General features: G+C 38.1%; 21 protein-coding genes. 1 reads left to right on the forward strand and 20 read right to left on the reverse strand.

Annotated features, from left to right (window positions below; genetic code table 11):
* Position 1: 1 nt before the first annotated feature.
* The 5 genes from MHI34_RS03125 to MHI34_RS03145 all read right to left on the reverse strand — a co-directional run bounded on the left by MHI34_RS03125 (position 2) and on the right by MHI34_RS03145 (position 9,213).
* Complete coding sequence (locus MHI34_RS03125; RefSeq protein ID WP_036125870.1) at positions 2–1,087, reverse strand: SDR family oxidoreductase; 1,086 nt, start codon at positions 1,085–1,087, stop codon at positions 2–4.
* 20 nt (positions 1,088–1,107) lie between these two features.
* Positions 1,108–4,161, reverse strand: coding sequence for an efflux RND transporter permease subunit (locus tag MHI34_RS03130; RefSeq protein ID WP_342504087.1), 3,054 nt, complete (start codon positions 4,159–4,161; stop codon positions 1,108–1,110).
* A 181-nt stretch (positions 4,162–4,342) separates the two neighbouring features.
* Positions 4,343–5,920: a peptide chain release factor 3 gene (locus MHI34_RS03135; RefSeq protein WP_058845183.1), complete on the reverse strand. Its 1,578-nt coding sequence runs from the start codon at positions 5,918–5,920 to the stop codon at positions 4,343–4,345.
* A gap of 134 nt (positions 5,921–6,054) precedes the next feature.
* Complete coding sequence (locus tag MHI34_RS03140) at positions 6,055–7,521, reverse strand: UDP-N-acetylmuramoyl-L-alanyl-D-glutamate--2,6-diaminopimelate ligase (RefSeq protein ID WP_036125930.1); 1,467 nt, start codon at positions 7,519–7,521, stop codon at positions 6,055–6,057.
* A gap of 303 nt (positions 7,522–7,824) precedes the next feature.
* Positions 7,825–9,213 carry an aldehyde dehydrogenase gene (locus MHI34_RS03145; protein WP_342504088.1) on the reverse strand — a complete coding sequence of 463 codons (1,389 nt, stop codon included), beginning with the start codon at positions 9,211–9,213 and terminating at the stop codon, positions 7,825–7,827.
* Positions 9,214–9,422: 209 nt separating this feature from the next.
* Here MHI34_RS03145 and MHI34_RS03150 point away from each other — a divergent pair, with 209 nt between their 5' ends.
* Entirely contained in the window at positions 9,423–9,578 is a 156-nt protein-coding gene (locus MHI34_RS03150) for a hypothetical protein (protein ID WP_186436192.1), read from the forward strand.
* Between the two features lie 44 nt (positions 9,579–9,622).
* Here the strand turns inward: MHI34_RS03150 and ssuE are convergent, their stop codons facing one another.
* The 15 genes from ssuE to isdC all read right to left on the reverse strand — a co-directional run bounded on the left by ssuE (position 9,623) and on the right by isdC (position 25,299).
* The gene (ssuE, locus tag MHI34_RS03155) at positions 9,623–10,156 is read right to left on the reverse strand and encodes an NADPH-dependent FMN reductase (protein ID WP_271912449.1); all 534 of its coding nucleotides are present in this window, start codon (positions 10,154–10,156) and stop codon (positions 9,623–9,625) included.
* Between the two features lie 165 nt (positions 10,157–10,321).
* On the reverse strand, positions 10,322–11,662 hold the full coding sequence (gene lpdA, locus MHI34_RS03160; protein ID WP_342504089.1) for a dihydrolipoyl dehydrogenase: 1,341 nt from the start codon (positions 11,660–11,662) through the stop codon (positions 10,322–10,324).
* Positions 11,663–11,811: 149 nt separating this feature from the next.
* Positions 11,812–12,123, reverse strand: coding sequence for a hypothetical protein (locus MHI34_RS03165; RefSeq protein WP_342504090.1), 312 nt, complete (start codon positions 12,121–12,123; stop codon positions 11,812–11,814).
* Complete coding sequence (locus MHI34_RS03170; protein WP_170829776.1) at positions 12,102–14,183, reverse strand: catalase; 2,082 nt, start codon at positions 14,181–14,183, stop codon at positions 12,102–12,104. Before MHI34_RS03170 ends, MHI34_RS03165 begins: the two co-directional genes overlap by 22 nt.
* Before the next feature lie 127 nt (positions 14,184–14,310).
* A complete protein-coding gene (locus MHI34_RS03175) occupies positions 14,311–14,886 on the reverse strand; it encodes an RloB family protein (protein WP_036126467.1) in 576 nt (191 codons plus the stop codon).
* A complete protein-coding gene (locus MHI34_RS03180; RefSeq protein WP_342504091.1) occupies positions 14,883–16,160 on the reverse strand; it encodes an ATP-binding protein in 1,278 nt (425 codons plus the stop codon). Before MHI34_RS03180 ends, MHI34_RS03175 begins: the two co-directional genes overlap by 4 nt.
* Before the next feature lie 105 nt (positions 16,161–16,265).
* On the reverse strand, positions 16,266–17,207 hold the full coding sequence (locus tag MHI34_RS03185; protein WP_036126473.1) for an NAD-dependent epimerase/dehydratase family protein: 942 nt from the start codon (positions 17,205–17,207) through the stop codon (positions 16,266–16,268).
* A 185-nt stretch (positions 17,208–17,392) separates the two neighbouring features.
* Positions 17,393–17,920 carry a YceI family protein gene (locus MHI34_RS03190; protein WP_036126475.1) on the reverse strand — a complete coding sequence of 176 codons (528 nt, stop codon included), beginning with the start codon at positions 17,918–17,920 and terminating at the stop codon, positions 17,393–17,395.
* A gap of 411 nt (positions 17,921–18,331) precedes the next feature.
* A complete protein-coding gene (srtB, locus tag MHI34_RS03195) occupies positions 18,332–19,114 on the reverse strand; it encodes a class B sortase (RefSeq protein ID WP_036126477.1) in 783 nt (260 codons plus the stop codon).
* 12 nt (positions 19,115–19,126) lie between these two features.
* A complete protein-coding gene (locus tag MHI34_RS03200; protein ID WP_342504092.1) occupies positions 19,127–19,897 on the reverse strand; it encodes an ABC transporter ATP-binding protein in 771 nt (256 codons plus the stop codon).
* A gap of 6 nt (positions 19,898–19,903) precedes the next feature.
* Complete coding sequence (locus tag MHI34_RS03205; protein WP_101966418.1) at positions 19,904–20,869, reverse strand: iron ABC transporter permease; 966 nt, start codon at positions 20,867–20,869, stop codon at positions 19,904–19,906.
* A gap of 94 nt (positions 20,870–20,963) precedes the next feature.
* Positions 20,964–21,872 carry a heme ABC transporter substrate-binding protein IsdE gene (isdE, locus tag MHI34_RS03210; protein ID WP_058844163.1) on the reverse strand — a complete coding sequence of 303 codons (909 nt, stop codon included), beginning with the start codon at positions 21,870–21,872 and terminating at the stop codon, positions 20,964–20,966.
* A 15-nt stretch (positions 21,873–21,887) separates the two neighbouring features.
* Positions 21,888–23,180, reverse strand: a complete 1,293-nt coding sequence (locus MHI34_RS03215; RefSeq protein WP_342504093.1) for an NEAT domain-containing protein — start codon at positions 23,178–23,180, stop codon at positions 21,888–21,890.
* Positions 23,181–23,262: 82 nt separating this feature from the next.
* Positions 23,263–24,687, reverse strand: a complete 1,425-nt coding sequence (locus MHI34_RS03220; protein WP_271912440.1) for an NEAT domain-containing protein — start codon at positions 24,685–24,687, stop codon at positions 23,263–23,265.
* Positions 24,688–25,299 (reverse strand): heme uptake protein IsdC, encoded by a 612-nt coding sequence (isdC, locus tag MHI34_RS03225; protein WP_231745045.1) that lies wholly within the window; start codon positions 25,297–25,299, stop codon positions 24,688–24,690. It lies immediately after the preceding gene.
* Positions 25,300–25,476 lie beyond the last annotated feature (177 nt).

The raw sequence follows: 25,476 nt of genomic DNA on the forward strand, positions 1-25,476 counted from the left end.
TTTACTTAATCTGAATTTGATAGCTCTTCTCTTCCTTATGTGCTAAATAAAAGGCAATCATTTTTGGCATCGTCTGTATAAAATCAGGGCATGTAATACCACCTTTTTGTAAAATTTGCTGTGCTTCAGCTGTGTCAAATGTGGCATTCCATGTTAAGTAATCTAGCGTTTCTTGTTCAACTCCAAGTTTTTTTCGAATAAAAGGAACTTGTAACGATAGCTTTGCTAATATAAATGGGAAACGTCCCTTTGGATAGACATTCGTTATTAATTTCACCATAGTACGGTATACTTCCTGTACAGGGTGAGGATTGGGATCTGTTAAATGAAGTGTCTTGCCTTCTGCACCTTGTTCATTCACTACAAAAACTGAGGCATTTAAAATATAATCAACGGGCACGACATTAATCGTTGATGTCGATCGGCCGATGTATGGAATAAAGGGTAAACCCTTTATTCGTTCTACTAAATTTAAAAAGAAGTAAGGTCCATCAAATTTAATGGTTTCACCTGTCATTGAATGCCCTCGCACTATCCCAGGTCTAATAATCGTAAGTGGTATTTCTGATTTTAAATCTTCAACTCGAAGCTCGGCCTCATATTTTGTTTCCTCATAGTAGTTTTTAAATGCTGGAGGCCGAATGAGTTCATTTTCACGCAGTATCCCTTCACGTGTGCCTGCCACATAGGCTGTACTAAAATACATATAGCGTTTTAAATTCGGTAAGGTGCGCACAAAATCATTGACCATTGTTGTACCATGGACATTCACTTTCCATGCAAGATCACGTGGTACCGCTAAATCATAAATAGCGGCTAAATGCCAAAGCACTTCTATTTGCGGTACAATTCCACTGATTATTTGATCATCTAAACCCAGATTTGGCAGCGTAATATCGCCTTCTACAATATGAATTGAACAGTCAGGAAAAGCTTCTATTATTTTGCTTTTCTCCTGCTCTGCCTTAATGGTTTCACCTGCCAACACAATCGCAATCACTTGTTGTGTCTGTCTCTTTTGGAATAATGTCCGAATGAGTTGACTTGAAATGAAACCAGGAAATCCAGTAAAAAAATGAACGTTCATCTCCTATTCCCCCTTGAAATCTAGCGCATCTTTCTTGTTTCTTTATCCACTAAACTATAGATAATCGGTACAATGTACAATGTTAGCAATGTCGAGGTGACAAGGCCTCCAATAACCGCAATCCCCATCGGTTGGTTCATCTCTGTCCCTTCACCAATACCAAGCGCTAGTGGAAACAGTCCTAAAATAGTCGTTAATGCTGTCATTAAAATTGGTCGAAGACGATCTTGGCTAGCCAGTAAAATAGCTTCATAAGCAGACATGCCCTTCGCCTTTAGCTGGTTAATATAATCGACAAGCACAATGCCATTGTTCACGACAATCCCTACAAGCACTAAAATACCGATGACAGACGTCACACCGATTAAAGTATGTGTTGCGAACATAGCAATCGCCACACCGATGATCATTAATGGGACTGTAAACATGATGACAAACGGGTATTTAAATGACTCAAATTGCGCAGCCATTACAATATAAACTAGTACGATTGCTAGCATAACTGCTAATAGCATATCGTCAATTGCACTATCATAAAGCTCTCGATCCCCACTAAAAACAATTTGAGTAGCAGGCGGTAAATGAACTTGGGTCAATGCTTTATCTACTTTTGCCGAAATGCCGCCCAATGATTCCTTTGTTTCATAATCTACAAAAAAGGCTACTGCTGCTGCCTGATCAGAACGACGAATGGACACGGGTCCCTCTTGTATAGATACAGTAGCAACATCCTCTAATTTCACAAACAATCCTGCTGGAGAACGAAGCTGCATGGCTTTTAGCGCATCTATACTCGTATTAAATACCTGTCCAAAACCCGTATAAACAGGTAATACAGCGCCGTCCTCAGTAAGTAGTTGAGACGTTAATTGTCCTTTTGTCATTTGGTTCACGGTTTGAGCAATTTGTGCTGGGATAAAACCGTAGTCTTTTGCTTTTTCTCGATCAACTTCAATTTGAATCTCTGGCACAGTCTGGTCTAGATCCGTTGAAACCTTTGTTACTTCTTGAATCGCTTGTAGCTCTTGCTGCACTTTTTTAACAGTGTGCTGTAGCCTTTGTTCATCTGAGTCTGTTAATCGGAACGTTAATGTATGTGGTGACGAACCCGTTGCTGTTGATACATTAAATGTAATATCAGCTTGCTCTCCAAGCTCTCCCTTTATATCTTGCTCCAGCTCTTCCACAAATTCAAAAATGGAACGTTGCCTTTCTGCTAATGGTACTAGTTTGACATACATTTCAGCTTGATTGGCGCTCGTTTGTCCACGCGCTTGCGATTGTTGCGTACCCCCAATTAAGCTAACATAAACATCCACATCTTTTTCCTGCTTCAAGCGCTCCTCAATATGCTTCACTACCTTTTCTGTTTCCGATACAGCGACACCTTTTTCAAGATTGACACTTATAGATGTGAATCCTTCATCGGTAGGTGGTAAAAATTCTGTACCAATTCTAGTCAGCCCAAATAAGGATAAACCAAAGCACATCACCGTGAAAATTAGAATTAGCAGTCGATGCCGTAATACCCATACAATAGAGGATTTATAATGGTTGTAAAATTTAGAGCTACTGCGCTGCTCATAAAAATTGGTATTTTTCATTTTTAAAAGACGACTTGCTAGCATTGGGACGACAGTAAGCGCAACTACTAGAGAAGCGATTAGGCTGAACGAAATCGTTAGGGCGAATTCTGTAAATATTTGTCCAATCAATCCTTCGATAAACATAACAGGAATGAATACGGCTATAGTAGTTAACGTGGAAGCCGTAATAGCAAGTGCAACCTCCTTAGTTCCTTCCTGCGCTGCAGTGATAGGATCCTTTTCTAGCCCTAAATGTCTTTCGATATTTTCAATAACAACAATGGCATTATCCACTAGCATACCGATGCCCAGTGCAAGAGCACCTAATGTCATGATGTTAAGGGTAAAATCAGCAAAAAACATCAACACAAATGTCACAATAACCGAATAAGGAATAGCAATACCAATAATGATTGGACTCTTTACACTACGTAAAAAAACAAATAGGATGAACATCGCAAATAATCCACCTAAAATTAAAGAAGAGCCAATGTTATTAATGGCTAAATCTACATAATTACCTTGATCGACAAGAATGTCTGCCGTGATTCCCTTATATTGCTCTTTCTTTAGTAGTTCATCTAATGTTTGCTGAAACGCTTTGGAAACTTCTGCTGTATTCGCGCCAGATTCCTGTAAAACGGACATAAGGACTGCTGGATGCTCATTGGCACGAGTTGTCGTAATAGATTGTTGCTCTGTCCTCTCTACGGTTGCAAGATCGCTCACAGTTAGCGCTTCACCTGTTAACGGGTTCACTGAAACGATCAAACTTGCAATACTTTCAGGTGACGATAATGTACTTACAATACGTGTTGTTAACAGCTTACCATCATCTGTTGAAACAGGTTCACCAGGGAGAGATACATTATTCGCTTGGATAATTTGTATAATGTCTGCTTGTGTTAAGCCTTTTTCCACTAGCTTTGCTTCGTCTAATATTATTTGAACTTCCTCGATCAACTTGCCAAAAACATTTACACTTGCAACACCCTCTGTCCGTCGCAGTTCTTTTTCTAAGTCCTCTGCTAATAAACGTACATCTACATCATTATTTTCTGCACGTAATGATAGTTGAATAATGGGAAATTGAGACGGATCAAACTTTAAAAAACTAGGCTTGCCCGCATCATTTGGCAGCGGTGTCATATCAATTCGCTGTAAAATATCGAGTTGGATATCTTCCATATTCGTGGACCAATTAAACTCAAGCATAATTAAATTAGAGCCTTCTTGTGAGGTTGACTGTAGTTTTTTTATGCCAGGTAAGGTGGCAAGTGTAGCCTCTAATGGTTTCGTTATCTTCTCATTCACCTCTGTTGGACTTGCCCCAGGATAAGAAGTGACAACAACACCTATGGGGGGATTTAACTCTGGAATTAACGTAATCGGTATTTTTAATAAGGAAACACCGCCTAACAGGATGACAAAAAGCATCGTAACAATTGTAAAGACGGGTCTTTTAATGGAAAAATGACTAATATTCATATAAACAAACTCCTTTTTCTACCTCTTCCTTTCTAGGATAGCCGATTTATAAATGAGCTAAGCCCCCTTCAATTAGTTCGTCGTGCAATATATTTCCTAATACTGTCTATATTCTACAAACAGTGTCAATTTTCCTTGCAAAAAAACACGAATCGCAAAATTGTCGATTCGTGTTTGGTAATTATAGAAGGCTATAAAGTTTAATGTTTTCGTTTTTATCAGCAAACCAGCGCATGGCAAACTCATTTTCAAATAGGAAAACAAGATTATCAAAGCGGTCTTTCACTAGCATAGATCGACCAGAAGACATGGACTCTTTAACATCCTCTTCGTTTTCAATCCATCGTGCAATTTTAGAACCGATTGGCTCCATTCTTACTTCCACATTGTATTCATTTTTCATACGATGCTCAAACACTTCAAATTGTAATTGACCAACTGCACCAAGAATGACTTCCTCTGTATGCAGCGTTTTATAATATTGAATAGCACCCTCTTGTACCAATTGTAAAATCCCTTTATGGAATTGCTTTGATTTCATTACGTTTTTCGCTGTTACACGTACGAATAGCTCTGGTGTAAACTGCGGTAATTTTTCAAATTGGAATGTTTTCTTGCCACCTACAACAGTGTCCCCAATTTGGTAAGTTCCTGTATCATATAACCCAATAATATCTCCCGCAACCGCTTCATCTACGGTCTCACGATCATCTGCAAGGAATTGTGTAGATTGAGTCACTTTAAATGACTTACCTGTACGAGCTAATGTCATATTCATTCCGCGCTCAAATTTACCAGAAACAATGCGTACAAAGGCAATGCGGTCACGGTGGGCAGGATTCATATTGGCTTGAATTTTGAAAATGAAACCTGAAAACTCATCATGTTCAACAGGATCAATAAATTGCTCATCTTCGGTAATTCTAGGCTGAGGTGTCGGTGCAAATTGTAAATAGGTTTCAAGGAACGTTTGCACACCAAAGTTTGTTAATGCTGAACCAAAAAATACAGGTGTTAATTCTCCACGACGAATTTTTTCCTCAGAATAGGCATTTCCAGCTTCATCTAGCAGTAAAACATCATCCATTGCTTGTGAATAATAAGAAGTAACTTTCATTGGATGCTCCACAGCAAGCTCTCCATTGTCGTCAATTGGTAAGAATCGTTCAGCTTCATCTGTGCGGAATTGCTCAATACGTTTATTATAACGATCGTAAATACCAAGGAACTCTTTCCCCATACCGATTGGCCAGTTCATAGGATAAGCGTTTATGCCAAGTACTTCTTCAAGCTCTTCTATTAACTCAAGTGGCTCTTTCCCTTGACGATCCAATTTGTTGATAAATGTAAAAATAGGGATACCACGCATTTTACAAACTTTAAATAGCTTTAATGTTTGGGCCTCGATCCCTTTGGCAGCATCCACTACCATGACAGCACTATCCACAGCCATTAATGTACGATATGTGTCCTCAGAGAAATCTTGGTGACCAGGGGTATCCAAAATATTCACACGAGAACCATTATAATCAAATTGCATTACGGATGAAGTAACCGAAATCCCACGTTGCTTTTCAATTTCCATCCAGTCAGACGTTGCATACTTACCTGTTTTTTTCCCTTTTACTGTCCCTGCGTCACGAATGGCACCACCAAATAGTAAAAGCTTTTCTGTAATCGTCGTTTTCCCAGCATCAGGGTGACTGATAATGGCAAAAGTACGACGTGATAGTATATCTTTTTCTAAATTTGAATTCATCTCGTCATTCTCCTTTTTTCATACTTAATAATAATAAAAGAAGACTTGCCTTTCGTACAACCTTTTTACATGAAATCTCAAAAAAGAAAACCCTTTAGTTCAACTAAAAGGGTTTCCTAACATTTAATCTTTCATTAAACAAATTTTAATCGGCCAGCTTCTATTGCAATTTCTGCATCACTATGCGGAAATTTTGTATCTTCAATAATTTGATAATCCTCATGACCTTTACCAGCAAAAATAATCATATCTCCTGGTTCGGCAACCTCAATGGCATGACGTACTGCCTCTGCCCGATCCCCGATACAAGCATAATGGTCATGAAGCATCCCTTTGGCAAGATCGCCCGTAATGCTATCATAGTCCTCATAGCGTGGATCATCTGTCGTCAAAATGACATATTCTGCAGCAGACGCTTTTTCAGCCATCGCAGGACGTTTCGATTTATCACGATTGCCACCTGTTCCAACTAAGAAAATCAGCTTACCCTTTTTATAAGGCTGTGCCGCTTCAATCGCTTTTTCAATTGCATCTGGTGTATGGGCATAATCAATAAAAATTTGTACAGGTAAATCTGAACAAACTTTCTCCATACGACCTTTAACTGGCGGTAGTTGCTCTATTTGCTCAATAATGGACTCCATAGAATACCCACGACCGTAAAATGCAATCATAGCTGCCAACACATTGTAAATATTAAATTCACCAAGCAAATTCATTTTTACACGATAAATCCCTTCTGGCATTTCCACATCAAACAAAGTCATATAGTCGTGATATTCACAGTTAATGGCACGGAAATCGGCCTTTTCATTTTTTAAACCATATGTCCACACTGGAAATGGTGTCATTGCGGCATAGCGCTCTGACCAAGCATCATCAGCATTTAAGACAACAAATTTGCTCTTTTCTAAATCTTGTCCAAGTTGGGAAAATAATAAGCCTTTTGCATGGCCATATTCCTCCATCGTACCATGGAAATCAAGATGATCATGTGTTAGATTTGTGAAAATAGCGATATCATAATCAACACCTGCTAAACGTCCAAGTGCTAAGCCATGTGATGAAACTTCCATCGTCATTAAACGACAACCTTCCATTTTTGCTCGGAAAATCATTTGTTGTGTCGATAAAGCATCACTCGTTGTATTGGCAGATTCATATAAAATACCATTTAAATTAAAACCGATTGTGCCGGATAAAGCGGATTTTTCGCCCATACCATGCATGATATTTTGAATAATTCCTGTTACGGATGTTTTACCATTCGTTCCGGTTACTCCAATCATCGTTATATCCTTAGAAGGATAATCAAAAAACTTTGCGGCTAATAAGCCTACCGCACGATCTGTATCTCTGACAATCACTTGTGCAATTGTCTCTCCTAACGGTAATTGACGTTCTGTTACAACGATTGTTGCGCCACCATCCACTGCCTTTTGCGCATAATCATGCCCATCCACTGTGTAACCTTTGATACAAACAAACATGCTATTTGGTTGCACACTTCTTGAGTCAATTACAATATCACTAACTTGATCTGGCAACACGCCAATTATTTTTTTCAAAGGTAATGCGCTTAACAATTCCTCTGCATACATTTCATAGTCCTCCAATCAATCTCTACACTCATATCATCATTTTTGATTACTCGACAAAAAACGACAAGATGAATACCCCCACGTTCTATTGAACTTATTTTACTACTTATTTCATGATAAATAAAATGCCTCAGATGTGTTTTTTCAACGAAAACGCTTTCATTTAAAGAAATAATTATGTTTTCTTCGAAATTTTCATTTATAATCACAAATCGACGATTTTCGACATAATTAGAAAGATTTTTTGAGGACAAAGAGGTTATTTTTCAAGGGAGACATCCTAAGATATCTCCCTTCTAATTTCTATTTCATAATGGACCGCACAAATTTCACTTTTTGTTTATATGGTGGGAACAATACATTTGTCTCAAGCTTAGAGGACTTCTTTAAAATGGATTTAGGATGTGTAAAGTTTTCAAAGCTTGCTTTGCCATGGTACGCTTTCACACCAGATGGTCCAACACCACCAAATGGTAAATGTAAATTTCCAACATGGGTGATAGTATCGTTTATACATCCACCACCGAAGGGTAATTCCTCCAAAAAGTATTGTATGGCCTTTTCATGTTCTGAGAAGAAATATGCCGCCAAAGGCTTTGGTAATTGACGAATTTGATGAATCGCCAGTGGTAACTCATTATACATCATAACAGGTAAAATAGGACCAAAGAGTTCTTCCTGCATAGATGGGCTTGTCCATTTTACATACTCGATGATTGTTGGCTCAACATATAAATCATCACGATCAATTCGGCCGCCAAATGTAATGGCATCTCGTTCTTCCTTGATAATTTGTTGTAAACGATCGAATTGTCTCAAATTCACAATACGTCCGTAATCAGGGCTTTTTAAAGGATTTTTGCCATAAAACGATCGGATCGTTTCTTTTAAGATTTTCATAAAACGGTCATAAACATCTTTATGAACAAGTAAATAATCGGGGGCCACACATGTTTGCCCAGTATTTGTAAATTTCCCCCATACAATCCGCTTTGCTGCTACTTCTAAGTTTGCAGTTTGATCGACAATCGCTGGACTTTTTCCACCAAGCTCTAAAGCAATTGGTGTCAAACGTTCTGCTGCTGCCTTTGCTATCACTTTTCCAACAGCTACACTACCTGTAAAGAAAATGTAATCAAAGGACGCATGAATAAGAGCTGTTACTTCTTCTTTTTCACCTTCTACCACACGTACATAGGAGGAATGGAACGTTTCTTCAATTATTTTTTTCACAATAGCTGCTGTATGGACAGACGCTTCTGACGGCTTGACAATTGCTGTGTTCCCTCCAACAATGGCACCAATTAATGGTTCCATAACTAGTTGAAATGGATAATTAAACGGTCCAATAATTAATGTGACACCATAGGGTTCACGAACAATGAAGCTTTTGCCCATTTGATATTGTATCGGTGTTTTAACTGCTTCTGGCTCCATCCATTCTTCTACATGCTTTACCATATATGAAATACTATCTAAAACAATGCCAATTTCAGTTGCATATGCTTCAAATTCGCTTTTACGAAGATCTAAATATAGCGCATTCAAGATGTCTTTTTCGTATTTTAAAATGGAATTTTTTAACTTTTTTAATTGTTCTTTTCGAAACTTTACACTTTTTGTTGCACGAGAAAAATAAAATTGACGCTGCTCTGTAATCATATTTTCCACATCTTGTGACGTAAAATTCATCAATAAAGCACCCCTTTTTTTAAAATGCCATACATAGTTTTTTCATTTTGAAACAAACTATCATTGTCTATACGATACAACATCGGAGGGCAAAAATCCTCTTTCTGCATCGGGGGTGAAATGGCTTTATGTGAAAATGAAATGTTTTAGTTTTTTTATCTCGGGAAATATACAACTACATATTAAAACTGAAATGGGGGCGTAGATGAATGACAACAACAACTGGGACATGGTGGGAGTCCATATTTTCTGGACCATTATCACACGGAATTTGTGAAGAAAAATTATTGCTATTGCAAGATGAAGCTTTTTTATATCTCTCTACAATACCTATGGAGAATGAAGAAAATGTTGAAATCAATTAAAGAAAGCGCATTATAGGATGCCCCTATAATGCGCTTTTACCACGTTAATTAACGATTAACACTTTCTGCAATTGTTCTAACACCGCTTCCAATCTGCTGCTAGCCTCTTCTTCAATCGCAAAGCCACCTTCCTCAAGGCGAATAATTTGTTTATCCACAATATAAACAGAATGGGTAATTGATGTTGCTCCAAGCACAGCTAAAACTGGCTTTAATGCATATTCTAATGCCAATAAATGACCGATTGAACCTCCTACAGCAATAGGAAGTACGATCTTCCCAAGCAAGGCTTTTTGAGGCAGTAAATCCAAATAGGTCTTCAAAATACCTGTATAGGAAGCTTTATAAATAGGGGTTAGTATGACAATAAAATCAGCTTCCTCAACATGCGCATTTTCTGCTTGGATTTCCTTACTGGCAAAATTGGCAGTGAGTAAATCGGTAGCTGGTAGTTCATGTACATAATTGGAATGTACCTCTATTCCTCGCGCAATAAAATGATTTTCCACCTTTTCATGAATGGCTGTAACTCTAGAATTTTTCGAATTGCTCCCATTCAAAATAACTGCTTTTGTCATTTTTCCCACTCCTTTTAATCATTGTCATTAAAAAAGGCTTCTATTTTACAATCAGGCGGATTACCGTTTTGTAAAATAGAAGCCTCTAGTTGCCTAGTCAACTCTAATACCAAGTATTCTTATAAAATTAATCTAACATAAATTCTCTGAATGTCAATAGCTTTTTTATGATTGGTGAATTGCTTTCCCAAAAACAGCCTTTGCGGCATCTCCAATATGCTCCGACACCGTTGGATGTGGGAAGATCATCTGCGCAAGTGATTGGGCTGTACCACCTGCATTTTTTGTTGCCAATATAGCATTAAGCATTTCTGTGGCACCATCGGCTACAACACATGCACCTAAAATTTGACCACTTTCCTCTGCTGCAATTAACTTCACAAAGCCTTCTGTATTCCCCTCCATTAATGCCTTAGGATTTGTCTGTAGTGGCATTTTGGTTACGGTGTAAGGTATTGTGACCTGCTCCTCTAATAAACCAAATGTAGCAATTTCCGGATGTGTATAAACGCAACGAGGAATTGAAGTTTGGTCAATTGATGTTGGCTGTTTGCCCACAATATAATCGACAACGTAAATGCCTTCAGCACTGGCAGAATGCGCTAGCTGATAACCATCTACTAAGTCACCTATTGCATAAACATGTGGCTGACTTGTCTGTAAATGTTCATCCACTGCAATTAATCGACCATCTAAAGTTAAGCCTAATTGCTGAGCTATTTCTGTATTGGGACGACGACCAGTTGCAAATAAGAGATTTTCATATGTATAAGCACCTTTAGATGTATGGATGCTATTGCCTTCAAACTTTTCAAACTTGAAATCTGTCACAAGCTCGATATTAAGTTTTTTCATTTTTTCTCGAATCAGCGGCCTTGCTTCAGCCTCTTCCGTTTGTAATATGTCCTCACTATGATTCAGTAACGTTACCTTTGTACCAAGTGGCGCTAAACTAAAGGCCATTTCAACTGCAATTACCCCACCCCCAATAATGGTTAATTGAGCTGGTAACTCGTCTATATCAAAAAATGTATCCGTTGTAAAATAGGTCGAAGTTGCTAAACCCTCAAATGGGGGGACAAATGGTTTACTGCCTGTCGCTAAAATAATATCTGTAGCCATTATCGTCTCATTCCCAATTGTAATCGTTAAATCCTTTGCGACAGAGGCCTCACCACGATATAAAGTAATATGATTGCTGACAATATAGTGCTCAATATTGTTTAACAGCTCTTGAATAATTGTATCTTTTCGCTGCATCAATCGAGGAAAATGAATTTCCACTTGAGGCACTGCAATTCCCCAGCTCGTCCCTCGTTTAATTTCCTGTACAAGCTTACTATGCTCTAATAAAATTTTTGAAGGAATGCAGCCAACATTATAACAGGCTCCCCCTAGCTTATCCCGTTCGATGAGAGCAACCTTTTTGCCATGTTTCGCTGCATGTATGGCAGCCACATAACCACCTGGTCCCGCTCCAATGATAGCAATATCAAATTTTTCCATAATTTTCACCTCATGTATCACCATATCATTCGCAAAATTTGAATGCAATGACAGACAGAGGAAAAGCCTCTCATTCAATGAAAGGCCTTTTGACATGCACAATATTTACTTACCTTTTGCGAGTATTTCACTTCTCGTTCCGTGAGTTTTCACTTCGTTCCGCGAGTATTTCTCTTCGTTCCGTGAGTTTTCACTCCGTTCCGCGAGTATTTCACTCCGTTCCGCGAGTATTTCTCTTTGTTCCGCGAGTATTTCTCTTCGTTCCGCGAGTATTTCTCTTCGTTCCGCGAGTATTTCTCTTCGTTCCGCGAGTATTTCTCTTCGTTCCGCGAGTATTTCTCTCCGTTCCGCGAGTATTTCTCTTCGTTCCGCGAGTATTTCTCTTCGTTCCGCGAGTATTTCTCTTCGTTCTGAAAGTATTCGCTACTCACCAATCTATTTAATAGATATTTCGTTGCCAAAATCGTTGCTGGGCAATGGCTGCTACGAACTTTTTAGCGAAATCCTTGTTACCTGTTGCTAACACAATGCCAGGGCCTACGTTTGCATTGGACATATTGAAGAAAGTTGTGCCAGTAGCAGCAAATCCGATCGGCTTAAAGTGACGATATGCTTCATTGATATAATTGACGATATAAGTATTGAATTTCGCCTGATTGCTTGCCTTTACCCCAACAACATATAACGAGTCGAATAATACAGCATCAGTTGTGATAAATGTGTCAGTAGCCGTTAATTGAACCCCATTATTCCCTGTCACAACACCTAGTCGATCGGAGATAATGCTGTAGCGTACACCTTGCCTTGTTAAATATTTCAATACTTCACCGACCTCATTTGCATCAAAGCCATCGCCAATTAAGACTCCGACCTTAAGTGTGTAAGGCAATTTAATGGTATTGGCTTGACTAAGTGCTGGTGAGGAGGCTGTGACCTTGGACTGTTCTCCTGTAGGGCGATTAACGCCAACATTGTCTGCCACTGTTGTAGCCATTGCTTTATCTACATGGACAAACATATCCACAACTTGCTGACGAACTGATTTACTCTTCACTTTTCCTACCTCGAAGCTAAATGCCTCTATAATATGTTGTTTTTCAGGCGGGGACATACTGTTCCAAAAGAGTCGTGCTTGTGAAAAATGATCATCAAAGGATTTACTGCGCGCTCTTGTGATGCGTCCCTCAACCTTTTCCTCATAATGAACATATCCCCCTTCCCTTGCAGTAGAAGTGGCGGGTGTATTATTAGCCAGCGAATTTTTATGATAACTCACTCTTCCTAAATTAATGGTCTGTCGACTAAAGCCATTCCGCTGATTGTTATGCACTGGGCAAATCGGTCGATTAATGGGGATTTCTGCAAAGTTTGGTCCACCTAGACGGATTAGCTGTGTGTCTAAGTATGAAAATAATCGTCCCTGTAACAGAGGATCATTCGTAAAGTCTATGCCTGGTACAACGCTACCTGGGTGGAAGGCAACTTGCTCTGTTTCAGCAAAAACATTATCCACATTACGATTTAAGGTCATTTTGCCAATCTTCTTCACTGGCACTATTTCCTCTGGCCAAAGCTTTGTCGCATCTAAAATATCAAAATCAAATTTAAATTCATCTTCAGGTTCAAGAATTTGGACAGCTAACTCAAACTCTGGATAATCGCCAATTTCGATGGCTTCCCATAAATCCCGTCGCTGAAAATCGGGGTCCTTCCCAGCAATTATCTGGGCTTCATCCCAAACGAGAGAATGTACGCCGAGTACAGGCTTCCAATGGAATTTGACAAATCTCGATCTTCCCTTGTCATTGACGAAGCGGAATGTATGCACGCCGAAACCTTCCATCATACGAAAGCTTCGCGGAATGGCACGGTCAGACATCACCCACATCACCATATGCGCAATTTCCTGATTATTGGCTACAAAATCCCAAAAAGTATCGTGTGCAGAGGCTGCTTGTGGCATATCATTGTGTGGCTCAGGCTTTACGGCATGAATTAAATCGGGAAACTTAATGGCATCCTGAATAAAAAAGACAGGAATATTATTACCGACTAAATCATAATTTCCTTCATCCGTATAAAATTTCGTTGCAAATCCGCGTACATCACGAGCTGTGTCCATCGATCCTAAGCTCCCTACCACTGTTGAAAACCTGACAAACACAGGTGTTTTCTTTTTCGGATCCTGCAAAAATTTCGCCTTCGTATACTCTGCCATGGATTCATACAATTCAAACTCGCCATGTGCTGCAAAACCTCTGGCATGTACGACGCGCTCTGGAATACGTTCATGATCAAAATGGGTAATTTTTTCTCTAAGATGAAAATCCTCCATAATTGTTGGCCCACGAACGCCTGCCTTAAGCGAATCCTCATCATTGGACACCCTTAGCCCCTGATTGGTTGTCATTCTCGTGCCTTCATTCTCGACACGGAATGGCTCTAGTTGCTGATCCTTGGCATTCTCCTCTAGATTTTTGCGTTGATTCGACTTTGAGTTATCCACACAATCCCCTTTCATCTATTTACTACTTTCGCTCCATATACACTATATGTTTTGGAAAAATAAACATGCTTTCATTTCGACAATGCATTGTGTAAAAATAAAAAAGCAGGTCTCTATTTGGAAATAGAAAACCTACTCACGCTTAAAATATGTATCGTATCATTTCATGTATGTTACAGTAAGGGTTGTCGCGGCTCTCCGTCTTTCGAAGAGCCATCATGTCTGTACAATTTTTAATCGCTACCTCATGTCGTAATGCGATGGGGGCAATAATGGATTCATCTGCCTTGTGACGGAAATAACGACTTACGCCAAGATGCTGTTCCATCTTGTCATTCAAGACAGCACGAGGATACTTTTCTGAACTGTCGACTTCCTCAAAATGCAGGAGTAGCCACAATTCAAATGCTTCATTGGTATAGGCAATGCGAATATTTTTTTCCTCGCAAAATTGATTGACTTCCTCTAATTGCTTTTCGGTTAAGTCATCCTTATCAAAAACAATCCAAACCTCATCAAAATATTGATAGCTGGAATCTCGATAAGCATGTTGAGCAAGCTTAATAGCTGAACGTTTAACGTTTTTTATTTTGACACTAACCATTTTAGAGCGCTTTAATATACGCATTTGTTCAAAATAAATACGTTCTGTCTCACCTTCACAATAAATTAAAATCGTTTTACGCAGTGTTCGGCTCCCTTGTTGACGTACTCTCAAGGCTCAGATACCTCCGCTTCTTCTAAATATTGTTCAGATAAATACTCATTGATAACAGGCATTGCACCAAACTCACCTTTTATATAGCGTTTCGCATAAGAAAGATCTCCACGCTTCTTTTGTAAATCTGCAAAATCAAATAAAGAGTAAAGCTCTGATTCATTTTTAAAGCTTTTATTAACAAACCAAATTTGATCTGAACGCAATGGCTGATCTAGCAATTCTATTTCATGACTTGTCACGATAAATTGATTATTTCGATTGCGTTTGCTGTTCATAATGGCCATTAAAAACTCACAAATCGACACATGGAATGCCGTATCGAATTCGTCTATAAAAATCGTTTTTCCCTTATTATAAGCATCCACCATCACGCATGCTAAATGTAGCATTCGTACTGTGCCTTTCGAATCCATTGTCCAATTAATCGTTTCCGTTCCTATCGGTGCACCTGCTTCATCAAATGATAAGTAATGTAGGTCAATATCTACCTCTTGAATCACCTCAGACGATTCATACTCATAACCAATTGTATTTTTCTCTCGACGTTCCACACGTCTGGCCGTGACATCTTGAATGGATAGGTCTGCAATTTTAAGGAGTTTGATCACTTCTTTTTTAAAGGGCTTCTCTTCAAGTTTACGAATTAGAGGATGACTTGATAACCGATTTGCTTCATCAAGAAATAGAATTTTATGTAAAAACCAATCGAATATCTTTAAAGCATCTGAATCATTAAAAACATGCAAGACAGACAAAAAGGCCGTATTGTTACGTGTATATTTTGTCAGCTCCTGTGCACCCGTTTGAGCTGTTTCATATGAATATTGTGTACCATCCCATTGTCTGACAAACAGCTCTTCTTTTTGCGACTTGTTCGTCTTCACAAGACGCTCATAGAGAACTTGAGAAGCATTGTACTGTATTTCATAATCATAAAGAGCACCATCTAAAAAAAGCGATATCATAAACTCTGTTGGTGTGCCCTGCTGTCTTCCTAACTTAAACGGTTGATAGGGTAAACGTAACTGCTTAACATTATTTAAATTTTCAAAATTAAAAAGCAAAGTACGTAATACTTTAATAGCCGTAAAAAGATTGGATTTCCCACTACCATTTGGTCCAAAAATAAATGCACTTTTCACAAGTCGAAGTGAATCAAATTGAATGGTATGAGTATCCTTCCATTTTCGCAGACGGCTGCCCGCTACCATTGAAAATAACGTATCATCTTTATAACTTAAACAATTTTTCACTCTAAAATCTACAAGCATCAATAAGCCTCCGTCCACAACCATTTCTTTAATGAATTATTATACTATAGACATAGAAAAAGACATATTACACGATGTAATATGCCTACATAATTTAAATGCCCTTTAGCCACTATTTTGTTGAATTTCTGCTAGTTTTTCATTTTGTAATGCATGCAATGTACGTTCGATTCCTTCTGCAAAAGAAGTTTTTGGCCTCCAGCCAATGGCCTTGGCTAATTTGTCGTTATTTAAAAATGAATGTTCGATATCTCCTTCACGTGCAGGGGCATATTGAATTTCAAGTGGGTGATTTAAATGTTGCAGCAGTAAGATGACTTGGTGAATAGACCAAGCTTCATTTGTGGATACATTATACGTGCCTTGCAAACGGGCAGATACACCAGCGTAAATAGCATCTGCAATATCATCGACATAAATGAAATCTCGTGTTTGTTCACCGTCACCATAAATCGTAAAAGGTTTGCCTGCCATACTGCTTTTTAGCATACTTGGGATCACTGCTGCTTCGCCCTGCATTTGTTGCCTTGGACCAAAAACATTAGCAAATCTGTAGATGAGAATAGGTAAACGATAATCTTTATGCCATTTCTCACAGTAGGTTTCCCCAATGCTCTTATTGAGTCCATACATAGATATCGGTTCACAGACATCTGTTTCTTCTAATGGCGGATAATGACTATCTCCATACACCGATGCTGACGAAGCAAAAACAAAATGCTGTACATTATACTTAGAAGCTAAAAAAAGCATTTGGCTTAGCCCAACGATATTTGTCAAAATATCCTTTACTGGCTCTTGGATGGATTGTTGTACGCTCGTTTGTGCCGCACAATGGATGACTACATCAAAATGTATTTCTTTAAAAAGATGCTCACAAACCTCATCCTCTACATTTAAAAGATAGGATTTATGCTCAAAGTCAACATTTCGTAAATGACCCGTACTTAAATTATCAATAATATAAATTGTTGCACCTTCTTCGAAAAAACGCCTACCTACGGCACTGCCAATAAAACCATAGCCACCTGTCACTAATACATTCATCCTATCGCCCCCAAAAACAATATGATGATTTATATGCAGTAATTACTAAAAATATGCAAGAAACTTATTTGATGGTAATTTCTAACAGAATAGTATTACTAGAATGATTAACTAAAAAACGTCTATATTTTTCTATATAAAAAGCATGCTTGAAAATTACTTCAAGCATGCTCTATCATCTATTTTTAAGCTGGGTTTATTTCTAATTCAACAGTTACTTTAATATCTTTTCCAACAAGAACCCCACCCGTTTCTAACGCTGCGTTCCAAGTTAGGCCAAAGTCTTCACGATTGATTGTTGTTTCAGCTTCAAAACCATATACTTCTTGTCCCCATGGATTTGTACCTTTTCCATTGAATTCTGTATCAAACGTTACGGACTTTGTCACGCCTTTAATTGTTAAATCACCAGTTACTGCATATTCATCTCCTGCTTTTTTAGCAATGTTTGTCGATTTAAATGTAATTGTTGGATATTTTTCAGCATCAAAGAAATCTTCTGCTTTTAAATGATTATCACGATCCTCACTACGTGTATTAATACTCGCTGGATCAATTGTAAAGTTAATGTTAGCAGTTGTTAAGTCTGCAAGGTCTGTCGCTTCAATATCAGCTGAATAGCTATCAAATACGCCTTTAACTTTTGATACCATCATGTGTTTTACTTGAAAGTTTACTGCTGAGTGTCCTAAATCAATGTTCCATTTTGCCATTATAAATTCCTCCAAATAAGTTGATTATATCTCGATTTCGAGATATATTTTAAAATATGAAGCAACTACAGTATTTATGTTACCCAAAACAGAATTGGATAAACATTTGTAGTTACTCGATTGGTTAAACATTATGATTACGAAAAGCAATCAATTACTTTATGTAACTTACTATATATTAATAATAAAGTTACGTCAAGTAATTTTAAAAATAAAAAAGGATATCCAAATTATCGGTACATCCTTTCAGACAGTAGAGATCATTCTGTCTACTGATATAAGCTTTTATGAAGGTTTAAATATGAAGAGGTGACAATGAGATGAAGGCAAGCTCCAACTCGCTGTGAAAAATCAAGGTTGGAGCTATTCTTGCCAACAAGCTTAAAGGTTCACCCTTTACATTTCTTCCCCTCAACGCTTGACTAACTTGCCTTGCACGACAAAGCGATGGTCGTCACTTAAAACCGCATCCTTACAAGTAGATAACGTCAGAATTTTATCGTCTGGACTTAGATCGACATTCATCTGAATAGAAGATCGCTGTTGTATCTCCTCTATAAAGTTTTGGTAAGCTTCATTGTTGGCAAAGTCGGTCTCAATATAATAGAAATCAATCGTCGTCTCATATGCAGCAAAAACCTCAATATCATAGCCCTCATATAAGGTATCAAGATATAGGATGGGATGCTCATCTGCATAGTCTTGCTTTAAGTAATTTTTTAAACTACCGAACATCGTCTCGTTCTTCATGGCATGACCATATAAAATCGTATTTTTGTTCATGTCTAGTATTTGATTTCGATAATCCATAAAAACACTGCCTGCACGACTCTCCTTATTTTTAAAGTTATGATTTAAATAATAGTCATTATTGTCAGCTTGTAAAATTGGATTATTCAGCTTTGTTCCGTCTACTGAAATCCACCCAATAATTTGAGGATTAATCGCCAATAAATCAAGGAACTGTGGTCGTATAGTGAATGCTGATACATCATTTGTTGTTTCTGTCTCCTCGATTTGTTCTGCTGGCTGTTCTTCATTAGCTGCTAATGTGGCCTGATAAATATCCTGTACTTCTTTTAATGATTTTGACGTTTCGTAGTACGTATATAGATACTTTGCAAGTGAAAAAACAGAAAATAAAAATATGCCTAAATATAGCAGTGTTAGCAACTTGGATACTTTCTTCTTCATCGGATTACCTTCTTATATTCCCATTGGCATCATATAGTAGCCAAGCTGTTTATCTTCATTAAAGATTGCATCCACTCCATACACTTCTTTAATCATATCTTTCGTAATCACATCACGTGGCGCACCCTCTGCAAAAATTTGACCTTCCTTCATCAAAATAATATGGTCGCTATAGCGAATGGCTTGATTAATATCATGTAGTACCATGATAATCGTTAAACCATGCTGCTCGTTTAATGTTTTCACCAGCTCTAGCAATTCTATTTGATAGTATATATCCAAATAGGTTGTAGGCTCATCTAAACATAATATTTCTGACTGTTGTGCTAATGCCATAGCAATCCACACTCGCTGCCGCTCTCCACCTGATAACGCCTCTAAACTTGTTGTAGCTTTATGCTGTAAATTTGTACAGGCAAGTGCCCATTCAATGGCTTTTGAGTCCTCATCGTGATTCTTTTTTAGCATTGTTTGGTGTGGCAAACGACCAAACCCAACTAGTTTTTCAATCGTTAAATCTCTCGGTATGTCATTTTGTTGATACACAATGGCCAGTTTTTTAGCAAATTCTTTCGGCTTATAGTGCAGTAAATCTTTATTTTCTAACGAGACATTCCCTGATTTAGGTGAATGAAGGCGAGAGATAACACTTAATAATGTAGATTTCCCACAGCCATTTGGGCCAATGATTGTCGTAATTTTCCCTTGGACAATCGTTGTTGAAACACCATTTAAATGGTTACGTGTATTATCATGCGATACAATGATGTCTTGTATATCCATGTTTCGTCACTCTTTTCGTAATAAGAATATTAAGAATGGACCACCTATGATTGCCATAATGGTAGAGGCTGGAATTTCAATAGGTGCAATAATTGTCCGGCCAATCGTGTCTGCTACTAAAATTAATAAGGCACCAGCAAGTGCTGTAAAAGGAATAAGCACAAGATGGTCATGCCCAACCAATCTGCGTGCAATATGAGGTACTAATAGCCCCACAAACGAAATAACTCCAGCCACAACAACTGAAACAGCCGCTAATAGAACAGCGACAGCGGCAATCAGTAAGCGTGCCCGTGCTACTTGAAACCCTAAACTTTTGACTGTTTTATCTTGTAATACAAGCAAATTACACCAACTATATAATGCAAATGCGCCAATTAATCCGATTGTCCCATAGGTCACAATCGTAGAGACATCTTTCCATGTACGCATCGTTAAATTAGAACCGATTACACTGGAAGCTGACGTATTCAAGGAACCACCTAAGCTAATAAGTGCCTCTGTTAATCCTGTAAACATGGCGTTAATGGCAATCCCCACTAAGATCAATTTAAGTGGACTCAAGCCGGATTTCCACGAAAGTGCAAATACGAGTGAACAAGCCAATGCACCACCCATAAATGCTAAGACAGGTGTCATAAAAAATAATGCGGGGAAAAAGGCAATGATAGAGAGCTGTACAAATGCTGCACCAGAAGATATCCCAATGACACCAGCATCAGCCAAAGGATTACGCATCACGGATTGTAAAAGCACCCCAGAGACTGAAAGTGCTGCACCTGCAAATAATGCCACAATGATACGTGGAAACCTTAAATCTCGTATAGCCTCCATTTGGCTATTCCCTTCCTCAAATAATGCCCCTATAAACTCGAAAAAGCCCATTTTTATACTACCTGTTGTAGCTGAATAAACGATTGTCACTAGTAATAAAACAGTTACAATAAAAAAACTGACGATTCTTTTTGTCATATTGGATTTCCTTTTTTATATTTATATTCTCTCAGGATAAGAAAAACGCTCTATGACGAGTAGTAATACATCATACGAGCGACAATTCTAGTTACTATTTACGATAGAAGATTTCCATCAGTTGTCCTAAAGCTTGAGGTACCTGTAAGGAGGCTGTCGTCCCGAATAATTCTTCCTCTAAATCATACACTTTACCGTTTTTCACTGCATCGAAATGTTTCCAAATATCATTTGTTTTAAATTCCTCATCAAACATTTTCACAACCTCATCAGGCATACCATGTGATAAGCGTAAAATAATATCAGGATTACTGCTATGTAAATGCTCCGTATTTGAAGATAAATACTCAGCATCTTGCCCTTCCATGACATTGATTCCTCCTGCTCGTTTAACAAGATCCCCTGCATAAGAGTTTTCAGTTGCGACTAAATAGCTTCCTGGAATACCAAGTAAAATTAAGACACGAGGCCCCTCTTTATTCGCAGCAACACCTTGAACAGCTTCCATATTTTTCTGTAAATCCTGCACTAATTCCTCAGCTTGTGCTACACGATCATAGCGTTCACCAAGTGTTGTGATTTCCGTTAACATCGCATCAACACTTTGTAAATTTAAAAAGTCTACAGGAATATTCAACTGTTTAAACTTATCCTGTAAATCGTACTCTAAAGTCGATACCGATAATACTTCTGTCGGATTCAATGATTTCACAATTTCCATATCAGGCTCCATTGCATTACCAATGGTCGGCAAATCCTCAAAACGTTTGGCTAATTGCTTTTCCGTTTCCGGTACTGCGATTGCGTCAAGCTCCAACTTATCTAGAATATCTGCCACTACAACTGTTCCAGCAATGATTCGTTGCTCACTCTCTTCAGCTACTTGTTCACTTACTGCAACTGTTTTATCCTTTGTTGCTGGTTTGTCACTGCCACTACAAGCAGCAAGAAGCAGTGATAGTAATGTCATTAACAGTATCCCAATTTTCCAATCCTTTTTCATTATGTCATCTCCTACTTATTTCTGCTCAGTACGATCTTTTTTGGCTTTTTTAATACGGCGAATGAGTAACCAACCTGATACAAGGCAAATAGCGATTAGCAACATAATTTTTACAATGTTTAGCGGCTCGATCTGCTGCTTTGCCGTAGAATGGTTCACTACCTTATCAGTGGCAACCTCTTCTTTTTTGTTTTCCTCTGCTGCCTCTTCCTCTGCTTCGTCCACTGATTCATCCAGTGTCCGATCAAATGCTAGTTTTTCTTCCTGTGGTACAACAAGCATCGATTGGGTAGTGGGTACTGTCGATGTAGCCGAGTTCGCTTCCTTCTTCACATTGTTTTGTTCCAACGGCGTTTGCACTTGCTTTTGCACTTGCTCTTTTCCTACTATTTCTGCTGTTTTATCACTGTCTTTGGGTTCGGAGGATACTTCTTCTGAAGGTTTATCTAAAATCTTTGCAACCTGTGCTGGATCAAATACTAATTGAACAAAATATTGATGATGATAAGAAATATCAGGAATATCGATCTTCACCCACAATCGTAATGGTTGTGTTAAATCTTCAACCTCAAATTCCACGATTCGTACATTATCTAAAAGTGAAAGTAGTTTAGGTTCAACTTGCTGTCCTTTATAATCTACCGTTAATCCTGTGATCCAAGCTGATTGTAAAATCGTCATTTGTGCGTAGTATCTACCATCTTTTTCGATCACCTTTGCCACTGGATTCACATAGCTATTCATAATAGAGGGCTCTTGTTTACCATCTACCATTAACTCATAATTCAATGACCATTCCTGGCCCATTGTTCCTTCTGAATTTATTCCCTCAGCCACTTCTTCATTACCTTCACCTTGTGGAATATTTGGTGACAGTGTCTGCACTTTGAGGCGAAGCTCTTGGGAAAACGAAGCATATTGTTCTTCTGTTGCAAGCTCTATATTGCCCTTTAGGACAATTGGTTGTTGTAAGGCTAAAACATCAAACTGAACTAAATTTTCTATTTTATCTAGTGTAAAAGAAAGCTCATTGCCTTGCTGCTCGATATGAATATCTCGTATAGGATTGAGTTCTTCAAGTTTCATCGTTAATTGATATTGCCCATCCTTAACTGCGAGCGTTGCTACTTGTTTGAAAATACTTCCTTCAAAGCCTTCGATCGGAGAAAAACTTAGTTCAACTTGATAACTACCATCTGCAATAACAGATTCCTCTGCTTCTGCTTCTAGAAAAATAAATGGAGAAAAAAAGATTAATAAAATTGTACAAACAGCCACTATGCAAAGGTTATTTTTTTTTAGAATCATTGCATCATAGCCTCCCATTTCTTTAAAAGCACAGGAACTTCCTTCCCCATCAATATGAGAAAGGAAGTTGCTGTGAAGATCATTATTTGTTGATGTATTGCAATGAACCATTTAAAATTTTTGCCATATGTGAACGTTTTAATGGGCTATTTGCATCAATAACTGTTTTACCATCTGCAGTAGGTGAACCAGTCATCACTTTACCTGCATATAGAAGTGCAAAGGCCTTTTTCGCTTCTTCATCTTTCACTTTTGCCCCATCAGCATAGTAAGAAAGACTTGGGTCGCCAAAGTTCATTTCTTTACCTGCTACATGTGTTACTGTGCGGTAAATCATCACAGCTGCTTGTTGACGAGTTAATGTGTCATTTGGATTAAAGTTTGTTGCTTTTTTTACAATCCCAGCTTCCGCTAATGCATTTATAGCTTGAACAGCTTCTGCACTAAGCTTACCTGTATCTTTAAATCCTGCATCTTTTGTAGAAGAGACGTTCAATGCACGTGCCACCATTAAGGCAAATTGAGAACGTGTAATGTTATTGTTTGGATTAAAGTTGTCTTGTCCTTTAACAATTCCTAAGCTGTAAAGTGATAGGATGGCTTCTTTATTCGCATCTTTACTAATATCTTTAAATGGATTTATAACTGGCTTTACTGCACCTTCGACAGCAAAACTAAATTGTACTGTATGATTCGAGTCATACTTCACACCTTGTGCTGGTTCATTAACAACGATGTGTAATTGAGCATTCACAAGTTTCTTTAAATCTGCTACTTCAAATGAGTATGTGCGTGCATTTGTAGCATCATCTTGTTTCACTAGTGTTGCTTCTTTCCCCTCTACAGTAAAACCATGTACATATTGGCCTTGAGGGAATGTCATTGTCACAATATTTTTACCGTCTTTAGCAGAAACGCCTACTTTCGGTGCAATATATTGTTTCATCATAGATTCTTCTGTTGTACCATTTTTGTAAACAGTAACAGCTACTTCATCCACTTTTACTTCTTCTTTTACTTCTTTCACTGCTTTTAAATCAAAATCATACCATTTGTCCATATTTGCAGAAGGAACAACCACATGGATTTTTGCTGATTTTACTTCATCAACAACAACAGGGAAACTGTATGTAATTGTGCCATCACTATTTTTCACTTCTGTAGCATCTACAAATTTATCACCTTGCTTTGTTTGTAGACCTGCAATCATTGGTGCTGATTTAGCTGTAATCGTTAAATTCGCTTCAAATTTTCCATCTTTTTCAACGATTGAACCCTGTGGTACTAGATGAGAGCTAATAGCAGGTTGTGCTTCTGTTGTACCAGGTTTGAAGATTTGGAAATTGATAACTGCTGCCGTTTTGTCAGCTTTTGTTGCTTCTGCCTTCACTTCAGTATTTGTAGTTACTACCTCTGCTGCCGATGCAAAAGATGGGACTGAAAGAGATGCCGCTAGCAATGAAGCTAGTACTATTTTAGTTGCGCGAGATTGACGTTTTTTAGTCATTTATTGACCCTCCGTTTTTGTTTGGTATTTTTTTTTATAAAGTAAAAATGCTGATCCCACTAAAGCAACAATTAATAGATAAGGTGTTGCGTCACCTGTCTGTGGGTTCGGCACTTGACTTTCTGTAGTAGATGCTTGGGGTGACTTTGATTCATTTTGTGTTGCTTGTTGCGTTGTAGCAGCTGGGCTAGCAGTCGATACGGCATCAAATACAAGCGATACACTGTATTCATGGTGATAATTAATATCATCAATATCAATTTTCATAGCTGTTACTACTGGTTTTGATAAATCATTAACTGTGAATTGTACAGTGCGAGTATCTGCTGCTTTATCTTCACTCACAACAGTTGCTCCACCAGGTGGTTGAAATTTCGTAATCCACGCACTGCTTTTTAAAGTAATTTGTACTGTAGCAGTACCATTTTTCACTGTTACATTTGCTGGTTTTACAAAATAATCGTTGGCAATGGATGCAGAGTTACTGTCAGGTTTATTGACCTGATATTTTATCGAATGTGTGCCATCAGCCAGTTGAGCAGATGCTTGTGTCAACCCTAAGTTAACGACAATAATACTAACAAGCATGATCAACATGAGCATTTTCTTCATGTATTGCACGCCTCCCTTGGTCATAGTAAAACATCATAATTGAAAAAATATCCTCATGAAAGCACTTTCACCTAAACGAAAATTATTCTCAATTACGATTCTACTCCCAAGAATAATCGTTGATACCAGTGTATGTCAACCGTTAAACCAAATTCGTCCTCAATATGTCAAATTTTC

The sequence above is a fragment of the Lysinibacillus sp. FSL L8-0126 genome (assembly GCF_038630385.1).
Taxonomy (GTDB): domain Bacteria; phylum Bacillota; class Bacilli; order Bacillales_A; family Planococcaceae; genus Lysinibacillus; species Lysinibacillus fusiformis_D.

What these genes read in the sequence shown, in the direction of transcription:
- MHI34_RS03125 (WP_036125870.1), bottom strand. Translation starts at nt 1,087, where the DNA reads ATGAACGTTCATTTTTTTACTGGATTTCCTGGTTTCATTTCAAGTCAA.
- MHI34_RS03130 (WP_342504087.1), bottom strand. Translation starts at nt 4,161, where the DNA reads ATGAATATTAGTCATTTTTCCATTAAAAGACCCGTCTTTACAATTGTT.
- MHI34_RS03135 (WP_058845183.1), bottom strand. Translation starts at nt 5,920, where the DNA reads ATGAATTCAAATTTAGAAAAAGATATACTATCACGTCGTACTTTTGCC.
- MHI34_RS03140 (WP_036125930.1), bottom strand. Translation starts at nt 7,521, where the DNA reads ATGTATGCAGAGGAATTGTTAAGCGCATTACCTTTGAAAAAAATAATT.
- MHI34_RS03145 (WP_342504088.1), bottom strand. Translation starts at nt 9,213, where the DNA reads ATGAATTTTACGTCACAAGATGTGGAAAATATGATTACAGAGCAGCGT.
- MHI34_RS03150 (WP_186436192.1), top strand. Translation starts at nt 9,423, where the DNA reads ATGACAACAACAACTGGGACATGGTGGGAGTCCATATTTTCTGGACCA.
- ssuE (WP_271912449.1), bottom strand. Translation starts at nt 10,156, where the DNA reads ATGACAAAAGCAGTTATTTTGAATGGGAGCAATTCGAAAAATTCTAGA.
- lpdA (WP_342504089.1), bottom strand. Translation starts at nt 11,662, where the DNA reads ATGGAAAAATTTGATATTGCTATCATTGGAGCGGGACCAGGTGGTTAT.
- MHI34_RS03170 (WP_170829776.1), bottom strand. Translation starts at nt 14,183, where the DNA reads ATGAAAGGGGATTGTGTGGATAACTCAAAGTCGAATCAACGCAAAAAT.
- MHI34_RS03180 (WP_342504091.1), bottom strand. Translation starts at nt 16,160, where the DNA reads ATGCTTGTAGATTTTAGAGTGAAAAATTGTTTAAGTTATAAAGATGAT.
- MHI34_RS03185 (WP_036126473.1), bottom strand. Translation starts at nt 17,207, where the DNA reads ATGAATGTATTAGTGACAGGTGGCTATGGTTTTATTGGCAGTGCCGTA.
- MHI34_RS03190 (WP_036126475.1), bottom strand. Translation starts at nt 17,920, where the DNA reads ATGGCAAAATGGAACATTGATTTAGGACACTCAGCAGTAAACTTTCAA.
- srtB (WP_036126477.1), bottom strand. Translation starts at nt 19,114, where the DNA reads ATGAAGAAGAAAGTATCCAAGTTGCTAACACTGCTATATTTAGGCATA.
- MHI34_RS03200 (WP_342504092.1), bottom strand. Translation starts at nt 19,897, where the DNA reads ATGGATATACAAGACATCATTGTATCGCATGATAATACACGTAACCAT.
- MHI34_RS03205 (WP_101966418.1), bottom strand. Translation starts at nt 20,869, where the DNA reads ATGACAAAAAGAATCGTCAGTTTTTTTATTGTAACTGTTTTATTACTA.
- isdE (WP_058844163.1), bottom strand. Translation starts at nt 21,872, where the DNA reads ATGAAAAAGGATTGGAAAATTGGGATACTGTTAATGACATTACTATCA.
- MHI34_RS03215 (WP_342504093.1), bottom strand. Translation starts at nt 23,180, where the DNA reads ATGATTCTAAAAAAAAATAACCTTTGCATAGTGGCTGTTTGTACAATT.
- MHI34_RS03220 (WP_271912440.1), bottom strand. Translation starts at nt 24,687, where the DNA reads ATGACTAAAAAACGTCAATCTCGCGCAACTAAAATAGTACTAGCTTCA.
- isdC (WP_231745045.1), bottom strand. Translation starts at nt 25,299, where the DNA reads ATGAAGAAAATGCTCATGTTGATCATGCTTGTTAGTATTATTGTCGTT.